The 25,020-nt window shown below is 42.3% G+C and carries 25 protein-coding genes; 14 read left to right on the forward strand and 11 right to left on the reverse strand.

The genetic code is table 11. The annotated features are described in order from the left end of the window. Positions 1–293 precede the first annotated feature (293 nt). From FTU29_RS08890 to FTU29_RS08910, 5 genes are read left to right on the forward strand one after another with little or no spacing between them, the layout of a single operon-like run. Positions 294–1,112: an ABC transporter ATP-binding protein gene (locus FTU29_RS08890; RefSeq protein WP_078192847.1), complete on the forward strand. Its 819-nt coding sequence runs from the start codon at positions 294–296 to the stop codon at positions 1,110–1,112. After that, complete coding sequence (gene mlaE / locus FTU29_RS08895) at positions 1,109–1,888, forward strand: lipid asymmetry maintenance ABC transporter permease subunit MlaE (RefSeq protein WP_078189301.1); 780 nt, start codon at positions 1,109–1,111, stop codon at positions 1,886–1,888. Before FTU29_RS08890 ends, mlaE begins: the two co-directional genes overlap by 4 nt. Next, positions 1,888–2,568, forward strand: coding sequence for an outer membrane lipid asymmetry maintenance protein MlaD (locus FTU29_RS08900; protein ID WP_180121437.1), 681 nt, complete (start codon positions 1,888–1,890; stop codon positions 2,566–2,568). Before mlaE ends, FTU29_RS08900 begins: the two co-directional genes overlap by 1 nt. 17 nt (positions 2,569–2,585) lie before the next feature. Continuing rightward, a complete protein-coding gene (locus tag FTU29_RS08905) occupies positions 2,586–3,221 on the forward strand; it encodes a phospholipid-binding protein MlaC (protein ID WP_078189299.1) in 636 nt (211 codons plus the stop codon). Positions 3,222–3,260: 39 nt separating this feature from the next. Next, positions 3,261–3,521 carry a lipid asymmetry maintenance protein MlaB gene (locus FTU29_RS08910; protein WP_218945760.1) on the forward strand — a complete coding sequence of 87 codons (261 nt, stop codon included), beginning with the start codon at positions 3,261–3,263 and terminating at the stop codon, positions 3,519–3,521. A gap of 78 nt (positions 3,522–3,599) precedes the next feature. Here the strand turns inward: FTU29_RS08910 and FTU29_RS08915 are convergent, their stop codons facing one another. Next, the gene (locus FTU29_RS08915; RefSeq protein WP_078189297.1) at positions 3,600–4,613 is read right to left on the reverse strand and encodes a CorA family divalent cation transporter; all 1,014 of its coding nucleotides are present in this window, start codon (positions 4,611–4,613) and stop codon (positions 3,600–3,602) included. Positions 4,614–4,768: 155 nt separating this feature from the next. Between FTU29_RS08915 and FTU29_RS08920 the strand changes: the two genes are divergently transcribed. Next, positions 4,769–5,377, forward strand: a complete 609-nt coding sequence (locus tag FTU29_RS08920; protein ID WP_180024338.1) for a TIGR00730 family Rossman fold protein — start codon at positions 4,769–4,771, stop codon at positions 5,375–5,377. Beyond that, entirely contained in the window at positions 5,374–5,781 is a 408-nt protein-coding gene (locus tag FTU29_RS08925) for an NUDIX domain-containing protein (protein ID WP_180084604.1), read from the forward strand. Before FTU29_RS08920 ends, FTU29_RS08925 begins: the two co-directional genes overlap by 4 nt. Before the next feature lie 43 nt (positions 5,782–5,824). On the opposite strand, the gene FTU29_RS08930 is transcribed toward FTU29_RS08925, so the two are convergent. Both FTU29_RS08930 and recG read right to left on the reverse strand, forming a co-directional pair. Further along, positions 5,825–6,457 carry a ComF family protein gene (locus FTU29_RS08930; RefSeq protein WP_180121439.1) on the reverse strand — a complete coding sequence of 211 codons (633 nt, stop codon included), beginning with the start codon at positions 6,455–6,457 and terminating at the stop codon, positions 5,825–5,827. A 146-nt stretch (positions 6,458–6,603) separates the two neighbouring features. Then, positions 6,604–8,649, reverse strand: a complete 2,046-nt coding sequence (gene recG / locus FTU29_RS08935) for an ATP-dependent DNA helicase RecG (protein ID WP_180093004.1) — start codon at positions 8,647–8,649, stop codon at positions 6,604–6,606. 59 nt (positions 8,650–8,708) lie between these two features. On the opposite strand from recG, the gene FTU29_RS08940 reads away from it, so the two are divergent. Together FTU29_RS08940 and FTU29_RS08945 are read left to right on the forward strand one after the other, a co-directional pair. Continuing rightward, positions 8,709–9,488: an NAD-dependent epimerase/dehydratase family protein gene (locus tag FTU29_RS08940; protein ID WP_180121441.1), complete on the forward strand. Its 780-nt coding sequence runs from the start codon at positions 8,709–8,711 to the stop codon at positions 9,486–9,488. 150 nt (positions 9,489–9,638) lie between these two features. Continuing rightward, positions 9,639–10,235, forward strand: a complete 597-nt coding sequence (locus FTU29_RS08945) for a methyltransferase domain-containing protein (protein WP_180121443.1) — start codon at positions 9,639–9,641, stop codon at positions 10,233–10,235. Positions 10,236–10,321: 86 nt separating this feature from the next. On the opposite strand, the gene plsB is transcribed toward FTU29_RS08945, so the two are convergent. Continuing rightward, complete coding sequence (gene plsB / locus FTU29_RS08950) at positions 10,322–12,895, reverse strand: glycerol-3-phosphate 1-O-acyltransferase PlsB (RefSeq protein WP_180121449.1); 2,574 nt, start codon at positions 12,893–12,895, stop codon at positions 10,322–10,324. 287 nt (positions 12,896–13,182) lie between these two features. Between plsB and FTU29_RS08955 the strand changes: the two genes are divergently transcribed. Continuing rightward, positions 13,183–14,055, forward strand: coding sequence for an acyl-CoA thioesterase II (locus tag FTU29_RS08955; protein ID WP_180121451.1), 873 nt, complete (start codon positions 13,183–13,185; stop codon positions 14,053–14,055). Positions 14,056–14,306: 251 nt separating this feature from the next. Then, positions 14,307–15,566, forward strand: a complete 1,260-nt coding sequence (locus tag FTU29_RS08960; protein WP_180121453.1) for a dicarboxylate/amino acid:cation symporter — start codon at positions 14,307–14,309, stop codon at positions 15,564–15,566. On the opposite strand, the gene FTU29_RS08965 is transcribed toward FTU29_RS08960, so the two are convergent. From FTU29_RS08965 to FTU29_RS08995, 7 genes are all read right to left on the reverse strand, one after another. Next, complete coding sequence (locus FTU29_RS08965) at positions 15,563–15,988, reverse strand: VOC family protein (protein ID WP_180121455.1); 426 nt, start codon at positions 15,986–15,988, stop codon at positions 15,563–15,565. The genes FTU29_RS08960 and FTU29_RS08965 overlap by 4 nt on opposite strands. Positions 15,989–16,208: 220 nt before the next feature. Continuing rightward, on the reverse strand, positions 16,209–17,153 hold the full coding sequence (locus FTU29_RS08970) for a metal-dependent hydrolase (RefSeq protein ID WP_180106913.1): 945 nt from the start codon (positions 17,151–17,153) through the stop codon (positions 16,209–16,211). A gap of 157 nt (positions 17,154–17,310) precedes the next feature. Beyond that, positions 17,311–18,171, reverse strand: a complete 861-nt coding sequence (yihA, locus tag FTU29_RS08975; protein ID WP_180039474.1) for a ribosome biogenesis GTP-binding protein YihA/YsxC — start codon at positions 18,169–18,171, stop codon at positions 17,311–17,313. 85 nt (positions 18,172–18,256) lie between these two features. Then, on the reverse strand, positions 18,257–18,700 hold the full coding sequence (locus FTU29_RS08980) for an Rrf2 family transcriptional regulator (protein ID WP_180121457.1): 444 nt from the start codon (positions 18,698–18,700) through the stop codon (positions 18,257–18,259). An 86-nt stretch (positions 18,701–18,786) separates the two neighbouring features. Then, the gene (gene hmpA / locus FTU29_RS08985) at positions 18,787–19,995 is read right to left on the reverse strand and encodes an NO-inducible flavohemoprotein (RefSeq protein WP_078192460.1); all 1,209 of its coding nucleotides are present in this window, start codon (positions 19,993–19,995) and stop codon (positions 18,787–18,789) included. A 150-nt stretch (positions 19,996–20,145) separates the two neighbouring features. Further along, positions 20,146–21,630, reverse strand: a complete 1,485-nt coding sequence (locus FTU29_RS08990) for a helicase HerA-like domain-containing protein (RefSeq protein WP_180121459.1) — start codon at positions 21,628–21,630, stop codon at positions 20,146–20,148. Between the two features lie 14 nt (positions 21,631–21,644). Beyond that, positions 21,645–22,847, reverse strand: a complete 1,203-nt coding sequence (locus FTU29_RS08995) for a PLP-dependent transferase (RefSeq protein ID WP_180121461.1) — start codon at positions 22,845–22,847, stop codon at positions 21,645–21,647. Positions 22,848–23,005: 158 nt separating this feature from the next. On the opposite strand from FTU29_RS08995, the gene FTU29_RS09000 reads away from it, so the two are divergent. The 3 genes from FTU29_RS09000 (at position 23,006) to rplC (ending at position 25,020) form a co-directional block, all read left to right on the forward strand. Further along, positions 23,006–23,743 (forward strand): type 1 glutamine amidotransferase, encoded by a 738-nt coding sequence (locus tag FTU29_RS09000; RefSeq protein ID WP_180121463.1) that lies wholly within the window; start codon positions 23,006–23,008, stop codon positions 23,741–23,743. A gap of 267 nt (positions 23,744–24,010) precedes the next feature. Continuing rightward, on the forward strand, positions 24,011–24,322 hold the full coding sequence (gene rpsJ / locus FTU29_RS09005) for a 30S ribosomal protein S10 (RefSeq protein ID WP_000070912.1): 312 nt from the start codon (positions 24,011–24,013) through the stop codon (positions 24,320–24,322). A gap of 59 nt (positions 24,323–24,381) precedes the next feature. After that, positions 24,382–25,020, forward strand: a complete 639-nt coding sequence (gene rplC / locus FTU29_RS09010) for a 50S ribosomal protein L3 (RefSeq protein WP_078189280.1) — start codon at positions 24,382–24,384, stop codon at positions 25,018–25,020.

Genomic DNA, 25,020 nt, shown 5'->3' on the forward strand with positions numbered 1-25,020 from the left:
TGATAATTAATATGAACGGAAACGCGTTGGTAAATATGCGTACAGTGATGATCGAGGTACTTATGCCTTATATCGGTTTGACACTCTTATTGTGTAATATCGTTTACTATATATACAATTATTTTAACTAAATTCTTCTATTGGGTTGAAAACACCCTCTATAAAATCGCATTAATAATAAAAAACAATTTACCTGATGGAATGCAGGGATATGCGCTCATGCAATGGTAACATTTTAAACTTCAATCCTTTATAGTATGCATGCTGAAAAAAATGCAGGAAAATCCTCAGCTATGAATAATCAAACGTCTTCTCAGACTCAGGCACTGATCGAAGTGAAAAACCTGAGTTTTAAGCGAGGAGAGCGCGTCATTTATGACAATGTCAGTTTAAAAATTCGTCGTGGTCAGATCACTGCAATTATGGGTCCATCTGGTACAGGTAAAACGACTTTACTACGTTTAATTGGTGGTCAATTGACTCCCGATAATGGAGAGGTGTTGCTTGATGGGCAAAACATTGCACAAATGTCACGTCAGGAGCTCTTCACTGCGCGTGCACGTATGGGGATGTTGTTCCAGAGCGGCGCATTATTTACGGATATGTCGGTATACGAAAACGTAGCCTTTCCAATTCGTGCGCATACCAAGTTGCCAGAGCATTTGATTGCTGAAATTGTGGCGTTGAAATTAGAGTCTGTTGGTTTACGTGGTGCAGAACAAATGATGCCCTCTGAACTTTCAGGTGGTATGAATCGTCGTGTGGCTTTGGCTCGTGCTATTGCACTCGATCCTGAGTTAATCATGTATGACGAACCCTTTGCAGGGCAAGACCCGATTGTGATGGGGGTTTTAACTCGCTTGATTCGTTCGCTACGTGAAGCTTTAGATTTAACCACGATTATTGTCTCGCATGACGTGGCTGAAACATTATCAATTGCAGATTACATCTATGTGGTGGCTGAAGGGAAAGTGCAGGGCGAGGGAACACCTGAGCAGTTAAAAGCACATGCCTCGCCTTTTGTGAAGCAGTTCTTGACGGGTTCGGTAGAAGGTCCAGTCGATTATCAATTCAGTCATCAGCCCTATTTAAATCATGAGGTTCGTTCATGAATGCTATTGCCGCATTAGGTAGACGCGTCATTGAACGTGTTCGAGGAATCGGCGTAGCAACCATTATGTTGCTGCAGATTCTTTTTTCCATGCCGACTTTACTTGGCGTGAAATTGTTTATTTATCAGATGTACCGTGTTGGTGTGCTCTCATTACTGATTATTGTGGTATCTGGCTTATTTATTGGCTCGGTACTGGGTTTGCAAATGTATAGCATTCTGTCGACCTTTGGTAGTGAAGCGATGCTCGGTACCGCCGTTGCACTGACTTTACTGCGTGAACTTGCACCTGTGGTTGCGGCTTTACTCTTTGCAGGGCGTGCAGGCTCTGCTTTGACGGCTGAAATTGGTTTGATGAAAGCCACTGAGCAGTTGTCGAGTATGGAAATGATCGGGGTCGATCCATTAAAACGAGTGATCTCGCCTCGACTTTGGGCTGGTATTTTTAGCTTGCCAATGTTGTCGGTGATTTTTGCTGCGGTCGGTATCATGGGTGGTAAATTGGTGGGTGTTGATTTTCTGGGTGCAGATGAAGGCTCTTATTGGAGTGGCATCGAGAACAGTGTGCAATTCTTTAAAGACGTCTTTAATGGCACCATCATCAAAAGTTTTGTTTTTGCATTAATTTGTACTTGGATTGCGGTCTATCAGGGTTATGCCTGTGTCCCAACTTCAGAAGGTATTGCAACGTCGACCACACGTACTGTCGTGTATTCTTCGTTGTGTGTTTTAGGTTCAGATTTCGTGTTGACTGCGGTCATGTTCGGAGGTATTTAATGAAATCACGTACGAGTGAACTGGCCGTCGGTTTTTTTGTCATTCTGTTTGCTATCGCTATTTTCTTCTTGGCGATGCGTGTGAGTGGTTTGGTCGGCAATAACATCGAAGACAGTTATGAATTGACCGCGACATTTGAAAATGTAAACGGGATTAAACCCCGTGCCAAAGTTACCTTAAGCGGTGTTAAAGTTGGTCAAGTGGAATCGTTGAAACTCGATCCTGTGACGCGTTTAGTGACAGCACATCTCATTATGGATGGCTCATTAACTTCTTACAATGCAGAACAATTAAAAGAAGTGCAAAAGAATGCACTCGAAGAACTGCGTTACACATCAGATTATGAAGCAGCAACACCTGCGAAACAAAAAGAAATGGAACAGCAACTGATTGCTAACATGAAATCCATCACCAATATTGATGAAGATGCTTACATTATGGTCGCAACCAATGGTTTATTGGGCGAGAAATATTTGAAAATTGTACCGGGTGGTGGTGTCAACTTCTTAAAACGTGGTGACCAGATTGGTAATACCCAAGGTACGATGGAAATCGAAGATTTGGTGTCTAAATTTGTGACCGGTGGTGCAGGGAACAAAACTGACAGCACAGCAGAAGCTGAACAAAAAACAGAAGCTGCTGACACAACAACGGCAGAAGAACCTGCATTTGTTGAATAATTTTTAGGAGAAATTAAGTGAACACATTGTTAAAACATACGCTTACAGCAAGTATCTTATCAACTATGATGGCAGGTACAGCTTTTGCAGCTCCAAGCGAAGCACCACCTGCATTTGTAAAAAAAGTGGCTGATGGCCTCATTACACGTTTAAAAGCAGACCACGCAAAACTACAAAATAACCCTGCGGCTGTGAAAACGATTGTTCGTCAAAACTTAGACCCGTATATCGATTCACAAGCGTTCACACGTATCGTGATGGGTACTTATGCAACGAATCAATACAGCTCAGCGGCTCAACGTGCGCAGTTTGAACGTAACTTCCGTGCAACACTGATCGAAAACTATGGTTCAGCTTTTGCCAAGTTTAGTAACCAAACGTATAGCATGCGTCCATATAAAGCGTCGAACAGTAAGAACCCTGTTGTAACGATTGATTTCCATAACAACGGTGAAAAAATTCCAGTTTCTTTCCAGTTGGCGGATAAAGGTTCACAATGGAAAATCCGTAATATCAACGTTTCGGGTATCGACCTAGGCCTACAATTCCGTAATCAGTTTGCGGCCACTGTAAAACGTAATGGCGGTAACATAGATAAAGCAATTGCGAACTTCAAACCTGATGCTGATGCAGCATTAGACAAGAAAAAATAAGATAGGTGATGTGTGATTAAACTTCATCAACAAGAATTGATGGTTTCAGGCAAAATCGATTACAACAATGCCGAATTGTATTATCAAGACGGCTTGAAATTGATTCAACAACAGCAAGCTTTTCCCTTAGTGGTCAATCTTGCTGAGCTTGAGCATGGCAGTACTTTAGCTTTAGCTGTTTTGGTTCGTTGGTTACGTCAAACGCCAAAAGCGCAAGGTTTGCAGTTTAAAGCAGTCCCTGAAAAAATGATGAAGATTATTCAAGCCTGTCATCTTGAGCATGACTTGCAATTGATCTAAATAAAAAAAGCACCGTAAGGTGCTTTTTTTATTGCAGTGCGATAAGAAGTTCTCGCAAGTCCACGCAATAGGAAAGGATTAAATCCATTTCTTCCAGCGGAAGTACATCAATGGGCCAATAAAGAATGCCACGATGATTAAGCTGACCACGATAAAACTGGTGGTACCATGCGCGAATGGCAGTACATCGGTGTTCATTCCATAGACGCTAGCTACTAACATCGGTGGCGCAAGCATACTTGGTAAAATCGAGAATCGACGAATCGTATCGTTCTGTTCGGTGTTAATGAACCCAGAAGTGGTATCCAGTAAGAATCGAACCTTTTGGAACAAGAAGGCATCATGCTCAACAAGAGAGCGCACGTCCTCACTGAGTTCTCGGATGTCGGCATCATAAATATGACTGCCCAAGGCGCGAGGACGTGATAGGAAGGTGAGAACACGACGTAAATCGATCAGACACAGCTGTGCTTTCCCGAGCATATCTTCTAAATGCGCAAGGCGGGTAATCATGTCATCTAAGTCTAAAATCATCTCACGATGACGGTTATTCAGCACTTCTGTGGAATACTTTTCTAAGTCCTTGTGGATATCTTCCAAGATATCCGCAAGCTCATCGAGTTTGGCTTCTAAAAGTCCTAATAAAATCCAAGTTGGATCTTTATAGTCAATTTCATAGTCATTACGACGCGCGCGGGCACGAAAGGCACGGAAAGCCACCAGCTTTTCACCCCGTAAAGTGAATAAGCGCTCTTTATGCAAAATAAAGGCAACCGTTTGTACGGTAGCTAAGGTGCTGGCATTTTCTTCGGGTTCGCCATCGACCTGAAAATTTTTATTTTTCGTTAAAAAATAGGTGCTGATGTGCAAAATACCGTCGTCATCACGGTAGAATCGTGCACTCGACGAAATATCTTCTAATGATTTTAATGTAGGTAAATTTTGATCATAGGCATCCATAATCCATTGCTGTTCTTCCTGAGACGGGGCAATGAGATCGAGCCAGACTAAATCCTGATGTAAATCGAAGTCACCATTGATGGTGACATCTTCCAGGCTACCGCGCTCTGTGGCGTAAAAGGCTTCAAGCATGTTGTCTTTTCCCCTTACGCAGTAAGTTAAAAATGAATGGGTGTATTTTAGACAAGGATTTGCTGAAAAACACTGTTCTAATGCTTAATTTATGAAAAAATCTGTTTAAAGTTGATTTTTCCAGCATAGCGTTCCTGATCTGATGGTGATTATAAATGAAATCTATCGCAATTTTCTGTGGTTCCGCCCTTGGTAACAATCCTGCCTATTTACAGGTGGCTGAAAAAGTCGGTCGTCATTTAGCGGCCCAAGGTATTACATTAGTCTATGGTGGTGGCCGTTCAGGTTTGATGGGTGTCGTGGCAGATAGTGCTTTGCGTGCAGGTGGGCAAGTCATTGGGGTGATTCCAAAAGTCTTGGTCGATAAAGAATTGGCACATCCAGATTTAACCGAATTGCATGTGGTAGAAAATATGCAACAACGGAAAACTAAAATGTCTGAACTCTCGGATGGTTTTGTGGCGATTCCAGGTGGAGCAGGGACTTTAGAGGAAATTTTTGAGCAGTGGACGTGGGCTCAATTGGGCATTCATTTAAAGCCATGTGCCTTTCTCAATGTAGATGGTTTTTATGACGATTTATTGAATTTTCTAAAAACAACTGCAGAAAAAGGCTTTACCCATCCGCGTTTTATCGAAGGCTTAATTGCAGAAGATAATATTGAAACGATTGTTGAGCAGTTTCAACATTTCACTGCGCCAGAGCCGAAATGGGGCATGGTTGAACGTACAGCCTTTATCGCCGATTTGGAACAAGATAGATGAAAATTATCACTGTTGCCGCAGCCATTATTTTAAATGAACAGCATGAACTTTTAGTGGTTCGTAAAAAACACACGGCATTCTTTATGCAAGTAGGTGGAAAATTAGAACCCAATGAAGCTCCTGAAATCACCATGCTGCGTGAAATTCAGGAAGAAATTGGCTGCGCTGCGCAGATTGAGCAATTCATTGGTCGTTTTGAAACGGCTGCTGCGAACGAAGTCGATCATCTACTGGTGAGTTATGTCTATCTGGTCCAGTTGCAAGGTGAACCGAAAATTGATGCGGAAATTGCAGCGATGCAATGGGTCAGCTTGGATGATACACAAACAAAACTTGCGCCTTTAACGCGTGAGGTGGTGATTCCTTGGGTGAAGCAGCAGGCTCGATCTCTTGCTGAAAGCTAAACAACTTAGTTTGCTCAGTTTATTGTTTGGTTGATGTTTGAAACTAAGGCTGTGCCGCAGCAATGCATGCGGCATATACCTGCGTGCAATGTAGCTGATGTAACAGCTTGCTTAATGCATGGATTGAACTCCCAGTGGTCACCACATCATCGATGATGAGGACTTTACGGAAACGGCTTTTTTCGGTTGGGTTGATAATAAATTGCTGTTCGATATTTTCTAGGCGTTCTAGCCGACTTAAACCTTTTTGAGCGTGCTGTGCTTGACGAATCACTGGTTGCCACACAGGGATGCGCAATTGCTTTGCCATTATGTGTGCAACGAGCAGCATTTGGTTGTATCCACGGTCCTTGAGGCGTTCAACTGAAATAGGCATGGGAACAATGGCCTGAACTCGAGCTAAGCGCATGCTTAAAAGGCTCTGTGCCAGTAAATTTTGATAGTGCAATTGTTGCTCATACTTATAGCTTTGGATGATGCGATCTATTGGGAAATCATAGTGAAAGGCACAAGAGATGCTGTGTTCATGGCGATCAACTACTTGTTTAAACCAAGGCAATTGTTCCCAACAATCGGTACAAAGCGAATGATGTTGTTGTCGATCGATACCACAGAGCAGGCAAGGGGAAACGCTCTGCATTCCTTTTTGGATGAAATGTTGGATGGATTGAAGCATGCTTTTATTCTAATCATTCTTTTTTGAATATTTTGCACAGTTCGTGGTGAAGTGCAATCACAACACCACAGAAACCTGTTCGACAAGCTTATTGGTTAAAGCTAATCTGTATTTTTAGGATGATCGATCTGTCATCCCAATAATTATTATACATAGGCATAACGGGGTGCTTCAGGCAGCCATCGTTTTAAAAGCGCTTGAGCCTGTGCAGGATAATCATTTAGGACTTGTTGAGCCACATAGTGTGCCTGATTGAGTAAATGATCATCTCGCTCCAATTTGGCTACACGAAAGCCCATATCGCCTGTTTGTTTAGTGCCGAGGAGCTCGCCGGGACCACGAATTTCCAAATCTTTTTCAGCAATGATAAAGCCATCATTGGTCTCGCGCATGATGCGTAAACGCTCTTGCCCATTTTGCGATAAGGGATTTTTATACAGCAAGGCACAGAAACTGGCTTTGGCACCACGTCCTACACGACCACGTAGCTGATGCAATTGTGAAAGCCCTAAACGCTCTGCATTTTCAATTACCATGATTGAGGCATTCGGGACGTCCACACCAACTTCAATCACTGTGGTTGCAATCAGTAATTGCAATTCATTATTTTTAAATTGCTGCATCACTGCTTGTTTTTCATCGGCCTTCATTTTGCCATGAACCAGACCAATATTGAGGTCTGGAAAGCGTTCTTTAATTTCATTAAAAGTCGCTTCAGCGGCCTGAGCATCTAAAGTTTCTGATTGTTCAACTAAGGTACAGACCCAATAGGCTTGTTTACCTTCAGCACAATTGCTGGCAATCCGCTGTAGTACTTCTTCACGACGGTCAAGTGGAATAGTGACTGTTTGAATCGGTGTACGACCGGGTGGCAGTTCATCAATGACGGAGGTATCTAAATCGCCATAAGCCGACATGGCCAAGGTACGAGGAATAGGGGTTGCTGTCATCACCAGTTGATGCGGTGTCATGCCATTGAGACCTTTGTTTCGTAGCGCCAAACGCTGATCGACACCAAAACGGTGTTGTTCATCAATAATCACTAAACCCAATTTGGCAAATTGAACATTGTCCTGAAATAAAGCATGCGTGCCGACCACTAAATTGGCTGAACCATCTTGAATACTTTGTTCTGCCGCAGCTCGAGCCTTACCTTTTTGTTTACCGGAAAGCCAAGACACAGTTAGACCCATCGGCTCAAACCATTTTTTGAAATTTAGATAATGTTGTTCGGCCAAAATTTCTGTCGGCGCCATCATAGCCACTTGCCAACCTTCCTCAAGCGCATGACAGGCTGCAACGCCTGCAACCAAGGTTTTACCTGCACCTACATCGCCTTGTACGAGTCGCAGCATAGGTTTGTTCTTTTTCAGATCGACCGCAATTTCTTTGGACACGCGTTTTTGTGCGCCGGTCATTTCAAACGGTAGTGTACTTAAAAGTTGTTTGGTGAAGTTCTTACTTGTAGAGAATGACGGTGCTTCGATTTGTTGAATATAAGCACGGCGGCTGAGCAAACTGACCTGATGGGCAACCAATTCTTCGAAAATTAAACGTTGCTGTGCAGGATGAGAACCTTGGCTGAGTTGCAACATATTGGCATCGACAGGGGGATGATGAATATAGTCCAAAGCCTGTTTTAGTGCATAGCCATTGGTGAATTTTTCTGGCAGTAATTCAGGTAAGTCATCACTATATAACTGTAGGGCTTGTTTGACGTATTCACGTAGTTTGGGCTGTGTTAAGCCTTCGGTTGCAGGGTAAATCGCAGTGAGTTGGGTTTGTGGTAAAGGCGTGTGTTCAGTAATCACCTGTAGTTCAGGATGATACATTTCTAAGCCACGAGCACCAACACGGACTTCACCAAAAATCCGTAAACGATTCCCCGGTTTTACCCGATCAGTAATGCCTTTGTAGATATGGTAAAAACGTAAAGTAACTTTGCCACAATCGTCATCCAGTAGGGCGGCCATCGATTTACGCTTACCGGGTGGGAAGTCGATACTTTTGACTGTGCCTTCCAGTAAATAACTGCGACCCACGGTCAATTGGTTCATGGGGATGATCGTGCTACGATCTTCATAGTCGCGTGGCAGATGAAACAAAAGATCATCTGTCGTGAAAATATTTAGTTTTTCAAGTAAAGCAGCGGCGGCATTGCCAACCCCTTGCAATTGATGGACGGCAGCCATGTCCCCTCAACTTCGGTTTATATGATCTAAATGGATCAGTTCTGAGAATAGGTCGTTTGATGCATATTCTATTTATTGGTTATGGTAAAACATCGCAACGTGTTGCTAAACAATTATTTCAGCAAGGTCACCAAATTACCACAGTGAGTCGTAGTGAGAAAGAGGATGATTTTGCAGAACATTTAATCCAAGATATTCACCAACTGGATTTGTCGCAGGTTCAACCGATTGATGCTGTCTATGTTCTTTTGGCTCCCGCACGTCATGCTCAATTCAATGCTGTGGATGCTTACCAACACACTTATGTCGATTCTGTACAGCCAATTGTTCAAGCATTAGCACATCATCCAATACAACGTTTAATCGTGGTGTCGTCCACTCGTGTCTATGGTGAGCATGCGGGGGAGCGCATTGATGATGACACTGTGCCACAACCGATCGATGAGCAGGGGATGTTGTTACGCGAAATGGAGCATCGCTACTCACAAGCATTTCCTACCGAATGCGTGATTGTACGTCCATCTGGGATTTATGGCACATCGACAAAACGAATGCAGAAACTGGCAGAAACGACTCATCGCTATCCCAATATCCATTGGTCAAATCGAATACATATCGATGATTTGGCAAAATTTCTGTGTCATCTACTTCACGTGGAACATCATGAAAAATCATATATTTGTACTAATAATCAACCTCAACCCTTGCATGAGCGAATCTTGGAATTGCAAAGAGCTATGCATTTACCCGAATTGGTTTTAGAGAGCGAAGCAGAAACAGGGAAAAAGCTTTATGCAACGCGGATGATGGAGAGTGGTTTTAAGTTGGCGCACGATTGATTGTGATGTGTAGTGTAAAATTGGTGTGACGTATAAATTTCAGTGCAGCTTTGTGAGTATTAAAAAAAATCTATAAATGAATAAGATAGGTCTTTTACAACATGGATTGTTCAAATTTTCGAATGGATCTCAAAGGATAAAATTTAAATAATGACAAAATCATTTGCTGAACTTACTCAGAATCTACCCCATAGACCGATTTTGGAAAAAGCTTTGAGTTATTTTGAGAATTTACCAAAGATCGCGATTGATTGTGGTTGTGGTGCAGGAAATGAATCATCATTTCTACTCCGTCATAATTTTAAAGTATATGCATTTGATCCATCTGTTGACGCTAAAAATATCTGTCTAAGTAAATTTAAAGACAATAAGAATTTTTTATTTTCTAATCAGGCCTTTGAAGACTATAGCTTTCCTAAAGCTAGTTTAATTATTGCTTTATTCAGTTTATTTTTTTGTTCTACGGATTCGCTTGAAAGTGTTTTAAAGAAAATGCAGCAATCCTTAAGTGAGCAAGGCATCTTACTCATACAACTGTTAGGGAAAGATGATGATTGGGTAAATAATTTTTCTGAAAAATTTATAGGTTTTGAACAGGAAGAGCTTAAACAATTGTTTGATGCGGACTTTGATATTATTTATATCGATGAATTTAAAGGCAATAAACCGCTAGCCAATGGAACTCCAAAATTTTGGAATGTACATACCTTAATTTTAAAAAAGAAAATATTAAATACTTTTGTATAGTCCAAAAAAAAGAGACAAGCTTTTTACAACTTGTCCCTGATTTTGCTCATCTTCTTCCGCTTTTATTGCGAAAAAATCAGAACGGTTTATTTCTTCTTACGTTTCAAGCGTTTTTTGGCTTGTTCCGCAGCCACTTTATCTAGTGCTTCTTTTAATTCTTCATCACTAAAGGTCGTAATGTGCTGCAACATTTGCAGTGTCACATCATCCAAAACGAGGTTGGCATATTGCGCAACATTTTGGAAATTTTCATCAAACACAATGGCATTGTTTTCATTGGTGCTGATATAACCTTGTTGGGTTAAGACTTTAATAAAGCTTTGGAACAAGGCCTTATCAAAGAACTCAGGCGAGTTAAATTCATACAGCACAGATAGACGTTGACCAACCAAGTGACTGAGTTCTTCAACCTGACGCGTAGAGATATTGCCCGAACCACGTTGTGTAATTAAAGCCAAAGTCATGTAGTAACGCTCAAGACTTTGCATTACAGGTGCAGCCAAGACCACTAACTGATTGTGCTGCTCTGAGTTAGGCGCAGGGGAGATCAGGTTGCCTTCTGTATCTTCAGAAATCAGTTTAGCTTTGATCAGTACTTCTGCATACGCACAGATCTGATCTTTAAGCTCTTCATTATTCCATTTGAGGAATAACTCAGCTTTTAAGAACGGATACAGTGTACGAATGACATTAATCAAATCACCACGGCGAATAGAACCATTATGTTCAACCAAAGCAGCAATGAGTGATGGCAAAATAAATGCGTGCAGGATGTTGTTACGGAAGTAGGTTAACAGCACCGCTTGATTATCAGCAATGGCAATAATATCGCCAAGGACATGATTAACACGTTTGATCAGCTTGAGTTTTAAACCATAAGCAATGATTTCTTTACCTGACAGCGGTGTTACTTGCATGCGCTCATCGTAAGGTAAGGCATTTAAAAGATCGCGATAGGTATCTAACTGCTTAATGCAAATCTCTTCATCTAAAGTGTGTTTAGATGTTGCCAATAAAATCAGTGAAAGCAATGAAACTGGGTTCACCACTGCTGCACGGTTAATATTTTCTAAAATCACGTGTGCAGAACTGTTAATGGCATCCGAAACTTCTGGCGGAATTGGGTCGTCATTTTTCTCGATTTTGATGTTGCTTGCATTATGCTGTTTCAACATATCATCAAGGAAAACCGGCTCACCAAAGTTCAAATGAACTTTACCGAAAATACGTTCGATCTTACGCAGTGTTTTCATAATCCCGATGATTGATTCGCCTTCTTTCGGCTTACCATTCATTTCGCCAACGTAGGTCGCACCTTCCATTAAACGCTCATAGCCAATATAGGTCGGTAAGAACACGATCGGTTTGGCTGGATTACGTAAATGACCATGGACAGTCATGGCGAGCATGCCGGTCTTCGGTGGTAATAAACGACCAGTACGTGAACGCCCACCTTCGATGAAGTATTCCAGCGGCGTATTACGCGCCAAAATACTGTAGAGGTATTCTTTAAATACGGTGGTGTAGAGACCATTGCCACGGAATGAACGACGAATAAAGAACGCGCCGCCGCCACGTAAAATTTGCCCGACAAATGGCATGTTTAAGTTATCGCCCGCAGCAATGTACGGCACCATCAAGCCACGCTTATAGATCACATATGACAATAATAAATAGTCGATATGACTACGATGACATGGGGTGTAAATGATCTCGTAGTCTTTGGCTAGTTCACGAACGGTACTGAAGTTATGCACTTCGACGCCATCATAAAGCTGTGTCCACAGACGAGTCAGAGCTAAGTCAGCAAAACGAACCGTTGAGGCTGAATAGTCAGAAACGATTTCATTTAAATAACCAATCGCACGACGTTCAGCTTCAACCATGCTGATTTTACTGCGAATGCTTTCACGACGAATCGCATCTTGCACATCCGTAGATTTGATCAGGCCATGCATCACATTACGACGGTCAGATAAATCCGGACCCAAAACCACTTCACGCTGCGCATCTAAATAATCATTCAGTGTGCTAACAATATAAGTCGCAGGTGACAAGTTTGGATGTGTAGTTTTGGCATATTCAACCAAACGACGCAAAGACTGTGGCTCATGGAATTCAAGGTACGATTGACGACCGTGCAAACCAATATTGACCAGCTGCTTCACTTTGCTTGGTGTAGACCATGTATCGGTAAATAATAATTTAAACCAAGAATCTTCTTTATCGGGTTCACGACCCCACAGCACGGTTACAGGAACGAGCTCAACATCCGCATCAGGATTTTTTTCCAAAACCTCAATTAAACGCAATAAACGAGGTGGAAAGGCATGTGGCGGTGGATTGAGTAAGTTGTCTTCATCATGATGTTGTAAAAACACCACAGATGCTTTTTCTGTTTGCGTACCCACTGTCATTGGGTCGAGTGCAGGGTGTAGCTTTAAACGACGGGTTTCACCATCGACAATTAAAGCATTACTCCGTGAATGATTTTGCAGAACGTAGCAGGTAATTTTCGTTGTCTGTACGCCGGTATCTGTATCGGTTTCAGTCACTACAGGTTCTACAGGGACTTCACCTAAAACATGCGGTGTTACCACAAGGTCAAGCAGTTTACTCGAAAGCTTTCGATACATCTGACCAAAGCCGCTCTTGGACATACAAACTCCTACTTTTCATGACCAAACCACAGAGATTCTGAGGGGAATCTATTCTGCGTAATTGTACTTAAAAACTGTATGTCATTTTCTGACAAATTGCATAGATATTGTAAGATTTTATCGTTAAATAACGTATTTTTAGCAGTTATATTGCATCAGCAAGGTGACAGATCAGTCAGCGAATCTTTAGGGTTTTAGTCTGGATTTATGGCAAAATGGAAAATATATTTAAACATCTGTTGATGTTGCCTGCATTAGCTTAATCCCGAATGATAGATAGGTTTGTTATGAATGCCTTAACACAAGAGTTGGTTGATTTACTCAGCCTTGAAAAATTAGAAGAAAATATTTTTCGTGGGCAAAGCCGAAATTTGGTCGGGAAACGTGTCTTTGGTGGACAGGTTTTAGGTCAGGCGCTACGTGCGGCATCTTATACGACAGATCGACCTGCTCATTCTTTACATGCCTATTTCTTATTTGGCGGTGATATCAGTGCACCAATCATTTATGAAGTGGATCGTATTCGCGATGGACGCAGTTTTGTGAGTCGTCAGGTTCGTGCGATTCAACATGGTAAAACCATTTTTATGTGTATGGTGTCATTTGCAGAGCAAGAAGACGGGTTGAACTACCAAGTTGCAGAGCCAGAATATCCAGCCGTGGAAGATTTAAAATCTGAAGCTGAGCTGAAAAGAATGATGGTGGAATTTGTCCCTGAAAACGTCCGTGCATCTTTTATGCGCGACCGCCATGTGGAAATTCGCCCGATTGATCCGCAAAACCCGTACCAACCGCAGCCTGCTGCGCCATCGTATGCACACTATATTCGTACCCATGACACGATTGCTGCCGATGTTGATGACATCTCTTTACATCAGGCCATTGCAGCATTCTATTCAGACTTTACATTGATGACGACTGCACTACGTCCACATGGTTTAAGTTATTTATCACCAAGTTTACAGTGTGCGAGTATTGACCATGCCATGTATTTCCATAAGCCATTCCGTGTAGATGAATGGATGCTTTATGACATGGATGCCACCGTCAGCGCTAGTTCACGTGGTCTAAATTTCGGTCGCATGTGGCAAAACGGTGAGTTGGTCTGTAGTACGTCACAAGAAGGCTTGATCCGTTTACGCGAAATTGAAACCCAATAAGTTTTGAGCACTATGTGTTAAGTCGTAAAAGCTGAATACTGGAAAAAACCGAATCAGAAGATTCGGTTTTTTATTACCTTTATTTATCTGTATGAGCCTACTCGTAGATTTGATCTATCTCGTTAGTGTCTTTCGGCATAGGTTAAATTAAGCTGAATTCGGGCTTTGCAGAAATGCAGCAGTACATGTGACAAAAAATTCCTCGATTCCCAGTGGGGCGCATGGCATAGTGCCTGAATAAAGGATGATAAATGCAAGGCACAATGAGCTTAAATACGCAGATTTTAATTGCCGCAATATTGGGTGTGGCATTTGGCTTTTTATTAATTCAGTTTCCAGAGACGCAGTTTTTATCCGCCAGCCTGTATGGCTTGGGGATTGCCAGTAGTATTTTTATTGGTTTGCTGAAAATGATCTTGGTTCCGTTGATCTTTAGTTCGATCGTGGTGGGGGTATCGAATTTACAAGCGGGTGGTCAGCTGAGTCGAACGTGGAAAATTACCTTAGCGTGCTGCGTCACCACCACAACTTTGGCACTGATCTTGGGTCTAGCATGCGCGCATATTTTTAAAGTCGGGCAGGGCGTGGACATCGTCATGTTCCAAGATGCAATGCAACAGCATCAGAGCCCTGACACCCTCACAGCAGGTTCATTCTTTACCAATTTTATTCAAAATACACTGATCAATCCGTTTAAAGCCTTTAGTGATGGCAACGTACTCGCAGTTGTGGTGTTTTCACTATTTTTAGGTGTAGCCTTGGTCAAAGGCGGTGAAAAATTTCGAAGTGTGAGAAAGCTCAGTCAGCAATTTTTTGACATCATGATGATGGTTATCGGTTGGGTGATGAAGCTTGCACCGATTGGTATTTTTGCATTATTGGCTAAATTGATTGCTACAGAAGATATTTCGGTGTTGAGTCGCCTCGCGGAGTTTGCTGCGGTGGTCACAGGGACGACGATTTTTCATGGGGCAGTGGTGTTACCTCTGCTGCTTTGGATCTTTGGGAAAATGAGTCCACTGACATTTTTTAGAGGAACACGAGCTGCCTTAATCACTGCTTTTGCAACCAGTTCAAGTTCAGCAACGATGCCACTGTCGATGAAATGTGCGCAGGAAAATTTAGGTGTACGTCCTCAAACGGCAGGCTTTGTAATTCCATTGGGCACGCAGTTGAATATGGATGGTACAGCGCTATATGAAGCTGCTGCTGCCTTGTTTATTGCCAACTTGATGGGCTTAGATTTAACCTTGGGTCAGCAGTTAATTGTCTGTGCAACCGCCATGATTGCGTCACTCGGCGCACCGGGCATTCCAAGCGCTGGAATGGTGACAATGATTATGGTTTTACAATCAGTCGGACTCCCTGCAGAAGCGATTGCAATTTTACTACCGATAGATCGACTCTTAGATACGGTACGGACTGTGGTGAACGTACAGGGCGATATGATGATTAGCGTGGTGGTTGATCGCCATACGCGAGATGTAGATGAACCAACGTTGTCGAATTAAGCAGATAAAGTACTGAAATGTGGGTTGTAGACGATCTCCCACAGATGCCCATCTAAGTCTTGAAAATAGCCTGCATAACCACCGTAAAACGTGGGCTGTGCGGGCTTAATAGTTTTTGCACCTGCGCGTTGGGCTTGTTGCATGATTTGATCGACGGCTGCGGGACTGTTGACGTTATGTCCAAGAGACATTTGCGTTGGACAAAACGCTGAAGTGCTGATTCCTGTATCATGACTAAGGCTATATTGTGGCCAGAGTGCGAGCTTTAAACCGTGTTGTAAATCAAAAAATGCCACAGCGCCATGTTCAAATTCAGTCCCAATAATCCCCGCGCTATTAAGACCTAAACCCTCTTGATCAAACGCGAATGCAGCATGTAAATCTTTCACGGCCAGTGTAATGACGGAGATGTGAGCGTGCATGGAGATGCTCCTGAATGGCTTATTTTTATTTTAGGATGAGACTGAGTATAAATACATTTTAAAGAGAATAGGGAACTCGGAATAACTGTACTTTAAACCTCGAACTTATGAGCCTATCCATCTTGAGTTTGTTGATTGCTCAATAAAAAACGGAGCGTAATGGATGTGAGCACAAAAAAAGCAGGGCGAACCCTGCTTAATACAGATTTTAAAGTGGTGTTTAAGCGACTTTCAGTGCGGCACGTTTTGCAGCAGGAGAGTTGTCGAGGTATGCAATCGCATCTTCCGTTTTTGCTTCATGCACAGGATCGTACCAAGGCATTAAATACCCCAATTGCTGCGACACTAACCAAAGTGGATGTGGCAATAAGCGATTGTCTTTTTGCGCGATACGCGCCCATTCACGCCAAATCCACGGTTTATATACGGCAGGTTTAATCGATGCATAGCGCGAGTCTTGCTGCATGATATGTGCTGCACCATCGACCCATAGACCTAGTACGGCTGCAATTACGATCACACTTTGATAATAGCGAGAAATATAGCCCCCACCAAGATGACGATACAAATCAAAAGCCACGGTACGATGTTCTATTTCCTCTGCACCATGCCATTTTACTAGATCGAGCATATTCGGATCGGCACCGAGGCGTTCCCACTCTTTGTTGTATAAAGCATATTTGCCTAGTACACAGGTCATGTGTTCAACAGTTGCAATCACCCCTAAACGAAAGAGATCCCATTGATGATCCAAAGCTTTAGGTACGTTGAGCCCTAGAGGTTGGTCCGCAAGCAGTTTGCCAAAGAGAAAGTCCATGATTTCGAGGTTGCGTTGAATACTGATATTGCGCTGAGACAGATATTCTTTATTGGCAGAGTTATGCGCCTGAGCATGCATAGCTTCTTGGCGGATAAATGCTTTAACGTCCTCTGCTAATTTCTCATCTCTAATTTGTGGCAATACTTTGTTATACAGACGGCAAAACCAAAACTCACCTGCCGGTAAGATCATATTAATTTCATTAATAAAATAGCTAACAAAAGGTTGGTTAGGCACCCAGTCAACTTGAGTATCTTGCCACTCAAATTTCACTTTACGTGGCTTAATTTTATATTCGATTGATGATCCAAATTTTGTATTTCTCAAGCGGGAGAGTAATTTCATGACCTATCCTTGTTTTTATGTGATCGAGTGCACATCTGATGTATTCAGTATCCAAAAAAAATCCTGCATTGTGATTAGCAATACAGGACATTTCATTATCTTCAGAAGATACTTTTTGTCAGACAATCATTCTTGCGCTGACTTTAAAATTACTCGATTAGTGGTCTGAATTTTTGCCTTCAGTTTGGGGTAAGTCTTCAGATGTAGTGTGGAAGTCATCGAATGCTTCCGCGTCTGCATCGATTTCAATATCATCTTCTGATGCTTCAGGGATGCTGTCGAGATCAAACTCTGTCGATTGTTCTAGAGTGAAGTTGAGACGACCCGCCATGACACTCGCTAACTCTTCTAAACCTTGTTTATTCAATGATGAGAACAATTGGATAGAGAAGTTAAGCTTCATTTTTTTCAATGCCGCTTTCACTTCTTGTAGTGCTTTAGAGGCTGGGCCACGGTTTAATTTATCTGATTTGGTGAGCAGTACATGCACGAACAATTTACGTGAATGTGCCCATTCCAACATCATGACGTCAAAATGTTGTAGTGGATGACGGATATCCATCAACAGCACAAGACCTTGTAAACTTTCACGGTGTATCAGATAGTTTTCTAACTCTTTTTGCCACACGATTTTCATCGCTTCTGGTACAGCGGCATAGCCATAACCCGGTAAGTCGACCAAACGTTGATCAGGATTTCCTAAACTGAAAAAGTTGATCATTTGGGTACGACCCGGTTTTTTCGACGCACGTGCCAATTGTTTTTGGTTAGTGAGCGCATTAATGGCACTCGACTTACCCGCATTGGAACGGCCAGCAAAGGCAATTTCATAGCCGGTATCTTCAACGCAGAGGTTGAGTTTAGGCGCACTCATTAAGAACTCAGCTTTGCGTAGCCAGTTGAGCGAGCGCACAGCATATTCAGTAATCGCAGAGTCTACTTTTTTCTCATAAGTAATCTTTTGCTTCGGCGCATTGGCCGCTTTACTGTTTCGTGATTTTCCTCTGTGCTGATGCATAACCCAACTTCAATAACTGATTTAACAACACGCATTATAAAGGAAGTCGGGCAGGCAAGCGAATTTTGTCGCAGGCAAAGTGAAATTAGAGATTGATCAGTTGAATCGGAGATTGTGTTGTAAATTTAGATGCGCTGCTTGGTTGTAAAACATCGGCAAGTTTGTACTGATCGAGACTTTGATAAAACCGTTCTAAAGCTTGGTCTAAGAGGCTTTTTAAACCACACTGACTGCGTAGTACGCAGGGTGGGTCATTGCATTCTACTATCTGGTGATGGCCTTGCAGAATTCGTACGATTTGACCGAGCTGAGCGTCAAGTGCTTCAGGGTTTAAGCGAATGCCGCCACCTTTGCCGCGACTGGTGATTAACCAGTTTTGTTTTGCCATAAAATGCACAATTTTCACCAAGTGATTACGCGAAACATGCAGGTCTTCTGCAATTTCAGCAATGTTATAAGGCACATCACGAGGGCGTGCGATATAGAGCAAAATGCGTAATGCATAATCGGTGAATTTATTGAGTTGCATGATAATACTGTGAGTCTGAGAGAAATAAATAAGGGCTAGTCTAGCATAACTAAACTAACCCTTTGTATTTCAGGTGAATAGCTTAGTTAGTGTTTTACACCACCAGTGCCGAAAGCTTCGCTGTGAATATTGCTAGCAGGAATACCACGAGCAATTAAAGCTTTCTGTTGTTCAGCCATAAATGGCATTGGACCGCAAAGGTAATAATCCGCATTGATCGGTAACAGTGCAGTATCCATGCTGCCTAAGTCTAGACGACCAGCAGCATCATAATCTTCACCTAATTTATCATTAGCATGAGGGAACTCATACGCTGTAAAAGTGCTAAGACGTGGGTATTTTGCTTCCAAATCCTGAATGTGTTTATGCATTGCATGCACTTGTTTGCTACGGCAGGCATGGATAAAGGTTACAGGTTGTGGCATGTCTAAAGTCACCAACTGATTCAGCATCGCAATCATTGGTGTTAGACCTACACCACCACTGATAAAGACATTGCGTTTTTGTGAATCAATCAGGAAGAAATTACCTGTTGGTGCAGACACTTCGATTTCTGAACCGATCTCCAAGCCATGCAGTGTATTTGATACCCAACCTGGAACCAAGTCACCTTTCTGATCTTCACGTTTTACAGAGATACGTAAGTAGTTGTCTTGTGGGCTGGTAGACAGTGTATATTGACGTGGTTGTTTTAGACCCAGCTCATCGACCAATACACGTACAGAGATGTACTGACCTGCTTCATATTTTGGTAAATCACCACCATCAGAAGGCTCAAGATAGAATGAGGTGATTTCATCACTTTCAGCCACTTTTTTCGCGATTTTGAAATTACGCCAACCTAACCAACTGCCTTTAGTTTGCTGATGTTGCTCATAAATCGCTTTTTCAGTGCTGATAAACAAGTCTGCCAATTGTCCATATGCTGCTGCCCAAGCTGCAATCAGTGGATCTTCCATTGAAATGCTTAATACTTCACTGATCGAGTGCAGCAAATTTTCGCCGACAATATTATAGTCTGGAGCTTGAATGTTAAGACTCACATGTTTATGCGCAATTAATTCTACAACTGGTAAAAGTACAGATGGGTCCTCAATATTTTCAGCATAAGCCAATACAGCACCCGCCAAAGCTTGTGCCTGAGCACCGCTGCGCTGATGTCCCATGTTAAAGGTTTCTTTGAGGTCAGGGTTATTGCCCAACATACGATTATAGAAGTAACCAGTCAGCGCGACACCATTTTCACGTAGAACAGGAACAGTAGCTTTTACTAGGTCAATTTGCTGCGGAGTCATAGCTGATCTCTCATGGCTGTTATTTATAAGATGTATTTAAAATACATTTTTAAATACATCCGCGCAATACATGTTTTAGTAAAAACCATAAAAAAAATATGGGATATTAAAATATCCCATAAATTCAGCATAGATAATCGTAATGGCGAATTATTTTTTACCAAACAGTGAACCTAGCAAACCGCGTACGATTTTCTGACCTGTCGACCCGCCCAAGCTGCGTGCAGCACTTTTTGCAAAAGTTCCTACCGTGTCTTGAATCAGTTTTTCACGTTGTTTGGCCAACGCTTCTTGTTCTTTGGCTTCTATTTTATCTTGTTCCGCTTGGACGGCTTGTTGTTGGCGCTCCGCCACTTTATTTTGTAAAAGTTCATAGGCACTTTCACGATCTGCTTCGGTGTCATACACACCTGCGACAATGCTATTTGCCATCAGAGCTTTGCGTTCTTCTACAGCAATTGGGCTAAATGAAGAGTAGGGTGGCATGACCCAAGCACGTTCAACAATTTGAGGTGTGCCTTGTTCATCTAGACAGCTAATCAGTGCTTCACCTACAGCCAGTTCCGTAATCACTTGATCGACTTTAAACGCAGGATTGGCTCGAAAAGTATCTGCTGCCGTCTTGACCGCTTTCTGATCTTTGGGGGTAAATGCACGTAGGGCATGTTGAACACGGTTACCCAGTTGGCCTAAAACACTTTCAGGTAAGTCAAGTGGATTTTGCGTTACAAAGTAAATGCCGACCCCTTTAGAGCGAATCAGACGAACCACTTGCTCAATTTTTTCTTGTAAAGCAGGGCTGGCATTATCAAACAATAAATGCGCTTCATCAAAGAAAAACACCAGTTTGGGTTTATCCATATCTCCAACTTCGGGCAATTGTTCAAATAGTTCTGATAGCATCCAAAGTAAGAAAGTCGCATAGAGCTTAGGAGTATTCATTAACTTGTCGGCGGCGAGCAGGTTGATGTTGCCACGACCTTGCGCATCCGTTTGAATGAAATCCATAATATTGAGTGCAGGCTCACCAAAGAACTTGTCACCGCCTTGATCTGCCAATGCAAGCAAATTACGTTGAATTGCACCTAAGCTTGCAGGTGATAAATTGCCATATTCATTTTTAAATTCGGATGCATGTTCACTGACGTAGCTGATCATGGCTTTTAAGTCTTTAAAGTCGATGAGCAATAAGCCCTGATCATCGGCAATACGAAAGACCGCAGATAGCACACCTTCTTGCGTGTCGTTTAAATTTAGAATTCGGGCAAGGAGAAGTGGACCAATTTCAGAAATGGTGGTGCGAATGGGATGTCCTTGTTCACCAAACAAATCCCAAAACACCACAGGGGAGGCAGCAAAAGGAATGCTCTCGATATTTAAACTTTTAATTCGTTCGTCAAACTTAGGATTGTTTTCACCTGCTTTGGCAAGGCTAGAAACATCCCCTTTGGCATCGGCTAAAAATACAGGTACACCCAGCCGAGAAAAACTTTCTGCCAACACCTTCAACGTTACCGTCTTACCAGTACCTGTGGCCCCAGCAATCAAACCATGGCGGTTTGCAAATTGTGAATGAAGCACCACATCTTGTGTAGTGTCTTGTGTTTTTTTGCCAATAACAATTGGTGTACCCATAGATGTTCCTGTATTTATTCGAGTTGCTGTTTATTTAAATGTTGTAGTGCGTTTTCTATATCTTGTATTAAATCTGCAGGATGTTCTAGTCCTATACAAAAGCGAACCAGTAAGCCGGTTTGAATATGTGAATGTTCGAGTACACGCATATCTTTTAAGTTATATAACATGACTAAACTGACTGGGCCACCCCAGCTAAAACCGAGTTTAAATAGTTTCAGCGCATCGCAAAAACGGCGTACATCTTGCAAGCTATATTTTTCATTAAATACCACGCTGACCAAGCCGGCACTGTGTTGTTCTGTACAAATTTCTTTCCAATACTGATGTCCTGCGGAAGCTTCATCAGCAGGATGTAAAACCTGTACAAAGGCTGGTTGCTGTTTTAGCCAATTTAATAAAGTTAAAGCACTTTGTGACTGGTGTTCATAGCGCAGGCGCATAGAAGCCAGACTGCGTTGTACTTGCGCGGTGTCATCACCAGAGATACTAATGCCTTGAATGGCGTGCGCACGAAACAGTTTGTGATGAAGTTTTTTATCTCGTGTAATTACCGAACCCATCAAAATATCCCCGCCGCCACTTGGGTATTTGGTCAAGGCATGCACACTGATATCGACACCCAGGTGCTCAGCACTAAAATCAAAAGCATTAAAGGCAAGTCCTGCGCCCCACGTATTGTCCAGTGCAGTGAGAATGTTCTGCGCTTGAGCTTTTTTGACCAAGCCGACTAAATCTGGAAACTCTAAAGTGACAGAACCCGCCGCTTCTAACCAGATAAGCTTGGCTTGCGCTGAAGGGCTAAATGAATCGACATCAATAGGGTTATAAACCTTGACCACGATGCCATAGCGGGTTTCTAAATTGCGTAAATGGTCCATATTTGGGCCATAGATATTATCTGCGACCCACACTTCATCCCCTTGACTTAAAAAACATGAATTGACCAAATTAATTGCAGATAAACCGCTTGGTGCGAGTAAGTGATACAAGCCACCTTCAATCTGAGTAATCTGATCGCCTAGGGTAAATGTAGTGGGTGTGCCATGTGTTCCATAGCTATAGTCATAATCATCAGTCCAATGGCGATTAAATAGCGCATCTGTATTTTCGAAAATTATAGTGGATGCACGAAACAGGGGAGGTTGAACACTATTGATGTATTGCGGTGCCTTTCTTGGTGCATGAATGAGTTCAGTTTGAGGATTCTTTTTCACGTGGCGCTCTGAAATGATCAAAATAATAATGAATGTTCAAAAGAATACGACTAAAACGCATGGATTTACGATGCTTTTGTATAGAAAATTAAGTGAAAAGCAAAGTTGGCTTCATTCTTGCAAAACCGATATCAGAGCAACAACAATAGGTTTAGCGCATGAAGTCGCATTTAAAAGTACATTATTTTCAGCATATTGCTGGCGAAGGATTTGGCAGTTGTTATGAATTTTTAAAACAGCATCAGGCCAAAATTTCGGCCACAGAATTCTTTGCATTACCGGTCGATCAAGCCTTGGATCTCGAGGCTTTGCCGCATGTTGAAGATGTTGATTTACTTATCATTATGGGTGGGACCATGAGTGTAAATGATGAGGCAAATTTCCCATGGTTAAAAATAGAAAAACGGTGGCTGCGACGCTATTTAGCACTCGGCAAACCCGCAATCGGGCTTTGTTTAGGTGGGCAATTGATTGCTAATGCTTTGGGCGGTGCAGTGAGTCGAAATGCACAACAAGAATTGGGTTGGACGACCATCCGTAAGGTCGCTAACGTACCGCATGACTGTTTTAAACTACCTGAAGAGTTTAAAGTCATGCAGTGGCACAGTGAAACATTTGAAATTCCCAAAGGAGCGGTATTACTGGCGGAAAATGATGCATGTCGTAATCAAATGTATCAAATTGGACAAAATGTTTTGGGCTTTCAATTTCATCCTGAAATTACCCCTGAAGTACTCGATTTATTTTTGGAAAATGATGAAGAGGTGGCATTTTTTTCAGGAACACATGTACAGCCAGTACATGATCTACGGAAAAGCGCAAAAAACAAATTTATTGAGGGAAATCAAATACTAAACCAAGCAATAGAGTATGTATTAAGAAAAAATGCCTATTGATTAAAAGTTAAGCAATTGATCTTGCATAAAAAATGAAAAATATAAGAAAACAGCAAAAGGGATTTGCTTATGCATTAAACAATAGCTATAATGGGCGACCCTTTGATGAAGGGGGTTAGCTACGAATAAAGTAGTTAACATCGTGACAGTCACGGCATCGATCGTGACCTTAGTGATATTTCACTGCTCTTGACACTTGCCTCTTTTAAAGTGGGGTGAGATGCGTCAAGAGTGATTCTTTATATATTTGGCTTGGAGTTAACTGGTATGTCTAACCAGAGAATTCGTATCCGTCTTAAGTCTTTTGATCACCGTCTAATTGATCAATCAGCTCAAGAAATCGTAGAAACAGCAAAACGTACTGGTGCACAAGTTTGTGGTCCAATCCCGATGCCTACACGTATCGAACGTTTTAACGTTTTAACATCACCACACGTTAACAAAGATGCGCGTGACCAATACGAGATCCGCACTTACAAACGTTTGATCGACATCGTTCAACCTACAGATAAAACTGTTGATGCATTGATGAAGTTAGATCTTGCAGCTGGTGTTGATGTTCAGATCGCTTTGGGTTAAGGCTTTCGGTTAATTAACGCTCTAAGTTAATTAGGCCGCTTTTTTAGAGGTTTATGCACATGGCTATTGGTTTAGTCGGTCGCAAGTGCGGTATGACACGTATCTTTACAGATGCTGGTGTTTCTGTACCTGTAACAGTGATTGAGGTTGATCCTAACCGCATCACACAAATCAAAACGCTTGAAACTGATGGTTATCAAGCGATTCAAATCACTACTGGTGAACGTCGCGAATCTCGCGTAACTAACGCTCAGAAAGGTCACTTTGCGAAAGCTGGTGTTGCTGCTGGTCGTCTAGTTCAAGAATTTCGCGCTACAGAAGCTGATCTTGAAGGTCGTGAAGTTGGCGGAACTATCGGTGTAGATGTGTTTACAGTGGGTCAAATTGTTGACGTTACTGGTACATCTAAAGGTAAAGGTTTCCAAGGTGGTGTTAAGCGTTGGAACTTCCGTACTCAAGACGCTACACATGGTAACTCTGTATCTCACCGTGTTATCGGTTCTACAGGTCAAAACCAGACTCCTGGTCGCGTGTTCAAAGGCAAAAAAATGCCTGGTCACTTAGGTGCTGAACGTGTAACTACACAGGGTCTTGAAATCGTTGCTATCGACGCAGAACGTTCAGTTCTAGTTGTTAAAGGCGCGGTTCCTGGTGCTACTGGTGGCGACGTTACTGTTCGTCCTACTATCAAGGCCTGA

Source organism: Acinetobacter sp. YH12086 (assembly GCF_013419345.1).
GTDB lineage: Bacteria > Pseudomonadota > Gammaproteobacteria > Pseudomonadales > Moraxellaceae > Acinetobacter > Acinetobacter amyesii.

Bases quoted from the DNA above. Each gene is read 5' to 3' on its own strand.
- FTU29_RS08890 (WP_078192847.1), top strand. From the start codon at position 294: ATGAATAATCAAACGTCTTCTCAGACTCAGGCACTGATCGAAGTGAAA.
- mlaE (WP_078189301.1), top strand. From the start codon at position 1,109: ATGAATGCTATTGCCGCATTAGGTAGACGCGTCATTGAACGTGTTCGA.
- FTU29_RS08900 (WP_180121437.1), top strand. From the start codon at position 1,888: ATGAAATCACGTACGAGTGAACTGGCCGTCGGTTTTTTTGTCATTCTG.
- FTU29_RS08910 (WP_218945760.1), top strand. From the start codon at position 3,261: ATGGTTTCAGGCAAAATCGATTACAACAATGCCGAATTGTATTATCAA.
- FTU29_RS08915 (WP_078189297.1), bottom strand. From the start codon at position 4,613: ATGCTTGAAGCCTTTTACGCCACAGAGCGCGGTAGCCTGGAAGATGTC.
- FTU29_RS08920 (WP_180024338.1), top strand. From the start codon at position 4,769: ATGAAATCTATCGCAATTTTCTGTGGTTCCGCCCTTGGTAACAATCCT.
- FTU29_RS08925 (WP_180084604.1), top strand. From the start codon at position 5,374: ATGAAAATTATCACTGTTGCCGCAGCCATTATTTTAAATGAACAGCAT.
- FTU29_RS08930 (WP_180121439.1), bottom strand. From the start codon at position 6,457: ATGCTTCAATCCATCCAACATTTCATCCAAAAAGGAATGCAGAGCGTT.
- recG (WP_180093004.1), bottom strand. From the start codon at position 8,649: ATGGCTGCCGTCCATCAATTGCAAGGGGTTGGCAATGCCGCCGCTGCT.
- FTU29_RS08940 (WP_180121441.1), top strand. From the start codon at position 8,709: ATGCATATTCTATTTATTGGTTATGGTAAAACATCGCAACGTGTTGCT.
- FTU29_RS08945 (WP_180121443.1), top strand. From the start codon at position 9,639: ATGACAAAATCATTTGCTGAACTTACTCAGAATCTACCCCATAGACCG.
- plsB (WP_180121449.1), bottom strand. From the start codon at position 12,895: ATGTCCAAGAGCGGCTTTGGTCAGATGTATCGAAAGCTTTCGAGTAAA.
- FTU29_RS08955 (WP_180121451.1), top strand. From the start codon at position 13,183: ATGAATGCCTTAACACAAGAGTTGGTTGATTTACTCAGCCTTGAAAAA.
- FTU29_RS08960 (WP_180121453.1), top strand. From the start codon at position 14,307: ATGCAAGGCACAATGAGCTTAAATACGCAGATTTTAATTGCCGCAATA.
- FTU29_RS08965 (WP_180121455.1), bottom strand. From the start codon at position 15,988: ATGCACGCTCACATCTCCGTCATTACACTGGCCGTGAAAGATTTACAT.
- FTU29_RS08970 (WP_180106913.1), bottom strand. From the start codon at position 17,153: ATGAAATTACTCTCCCGCTTGAGAAATACAAAATTTGGATCATCAATC.
- yihA (WP_180039474.1), bottom strand. From the start codon at position 18,171: ATGCATCAGCACAGAGGAAAATCACGAAACAGTAAAGCGGCCAATGCG.
- FTU29_RS08980 (WP_180121457.1), bottom strand. From the start codon at position 18,700: ATGCAACTCAATAAATTCACCGATTATGCATTACGCATTTTGCTCTAT.
- hmpA (WP_078192460.1), bottom strand. From the start codon at position 19,995: ATGACTCCGCAGCAAATTGACCTAGTAAAAGCTACTGTTCCTGTTCTA.
- FTU29_RS08990 (WP_180121459.1), bottom strand. From the start codon at position 21,630: ATGGGTACACCAATTGTTATTGGCAAAAAAACACAAGACACTACACAA.
- FTU29_RS09000 (WP_180121463.1), top strand. From the start codon at position 23,006: ATGAAGTCGCATTTAAAAGTACATTATTTTCAGCATATTGCTGGCGAA.
- rpsJ (WP_000070912.1), top strand. From the start codon at position 24,011: ATGTCTAACCAGAGAATTCGTATCCGTCTTAAGTCTTTTGATCACCGT.
- rplC (WP_078189280.1), top strand. From the start codon at position 24,382: ATGGCTATTGGTTTAGTCGGTCGCAAGTGCGGTATGACACGTATCTTT.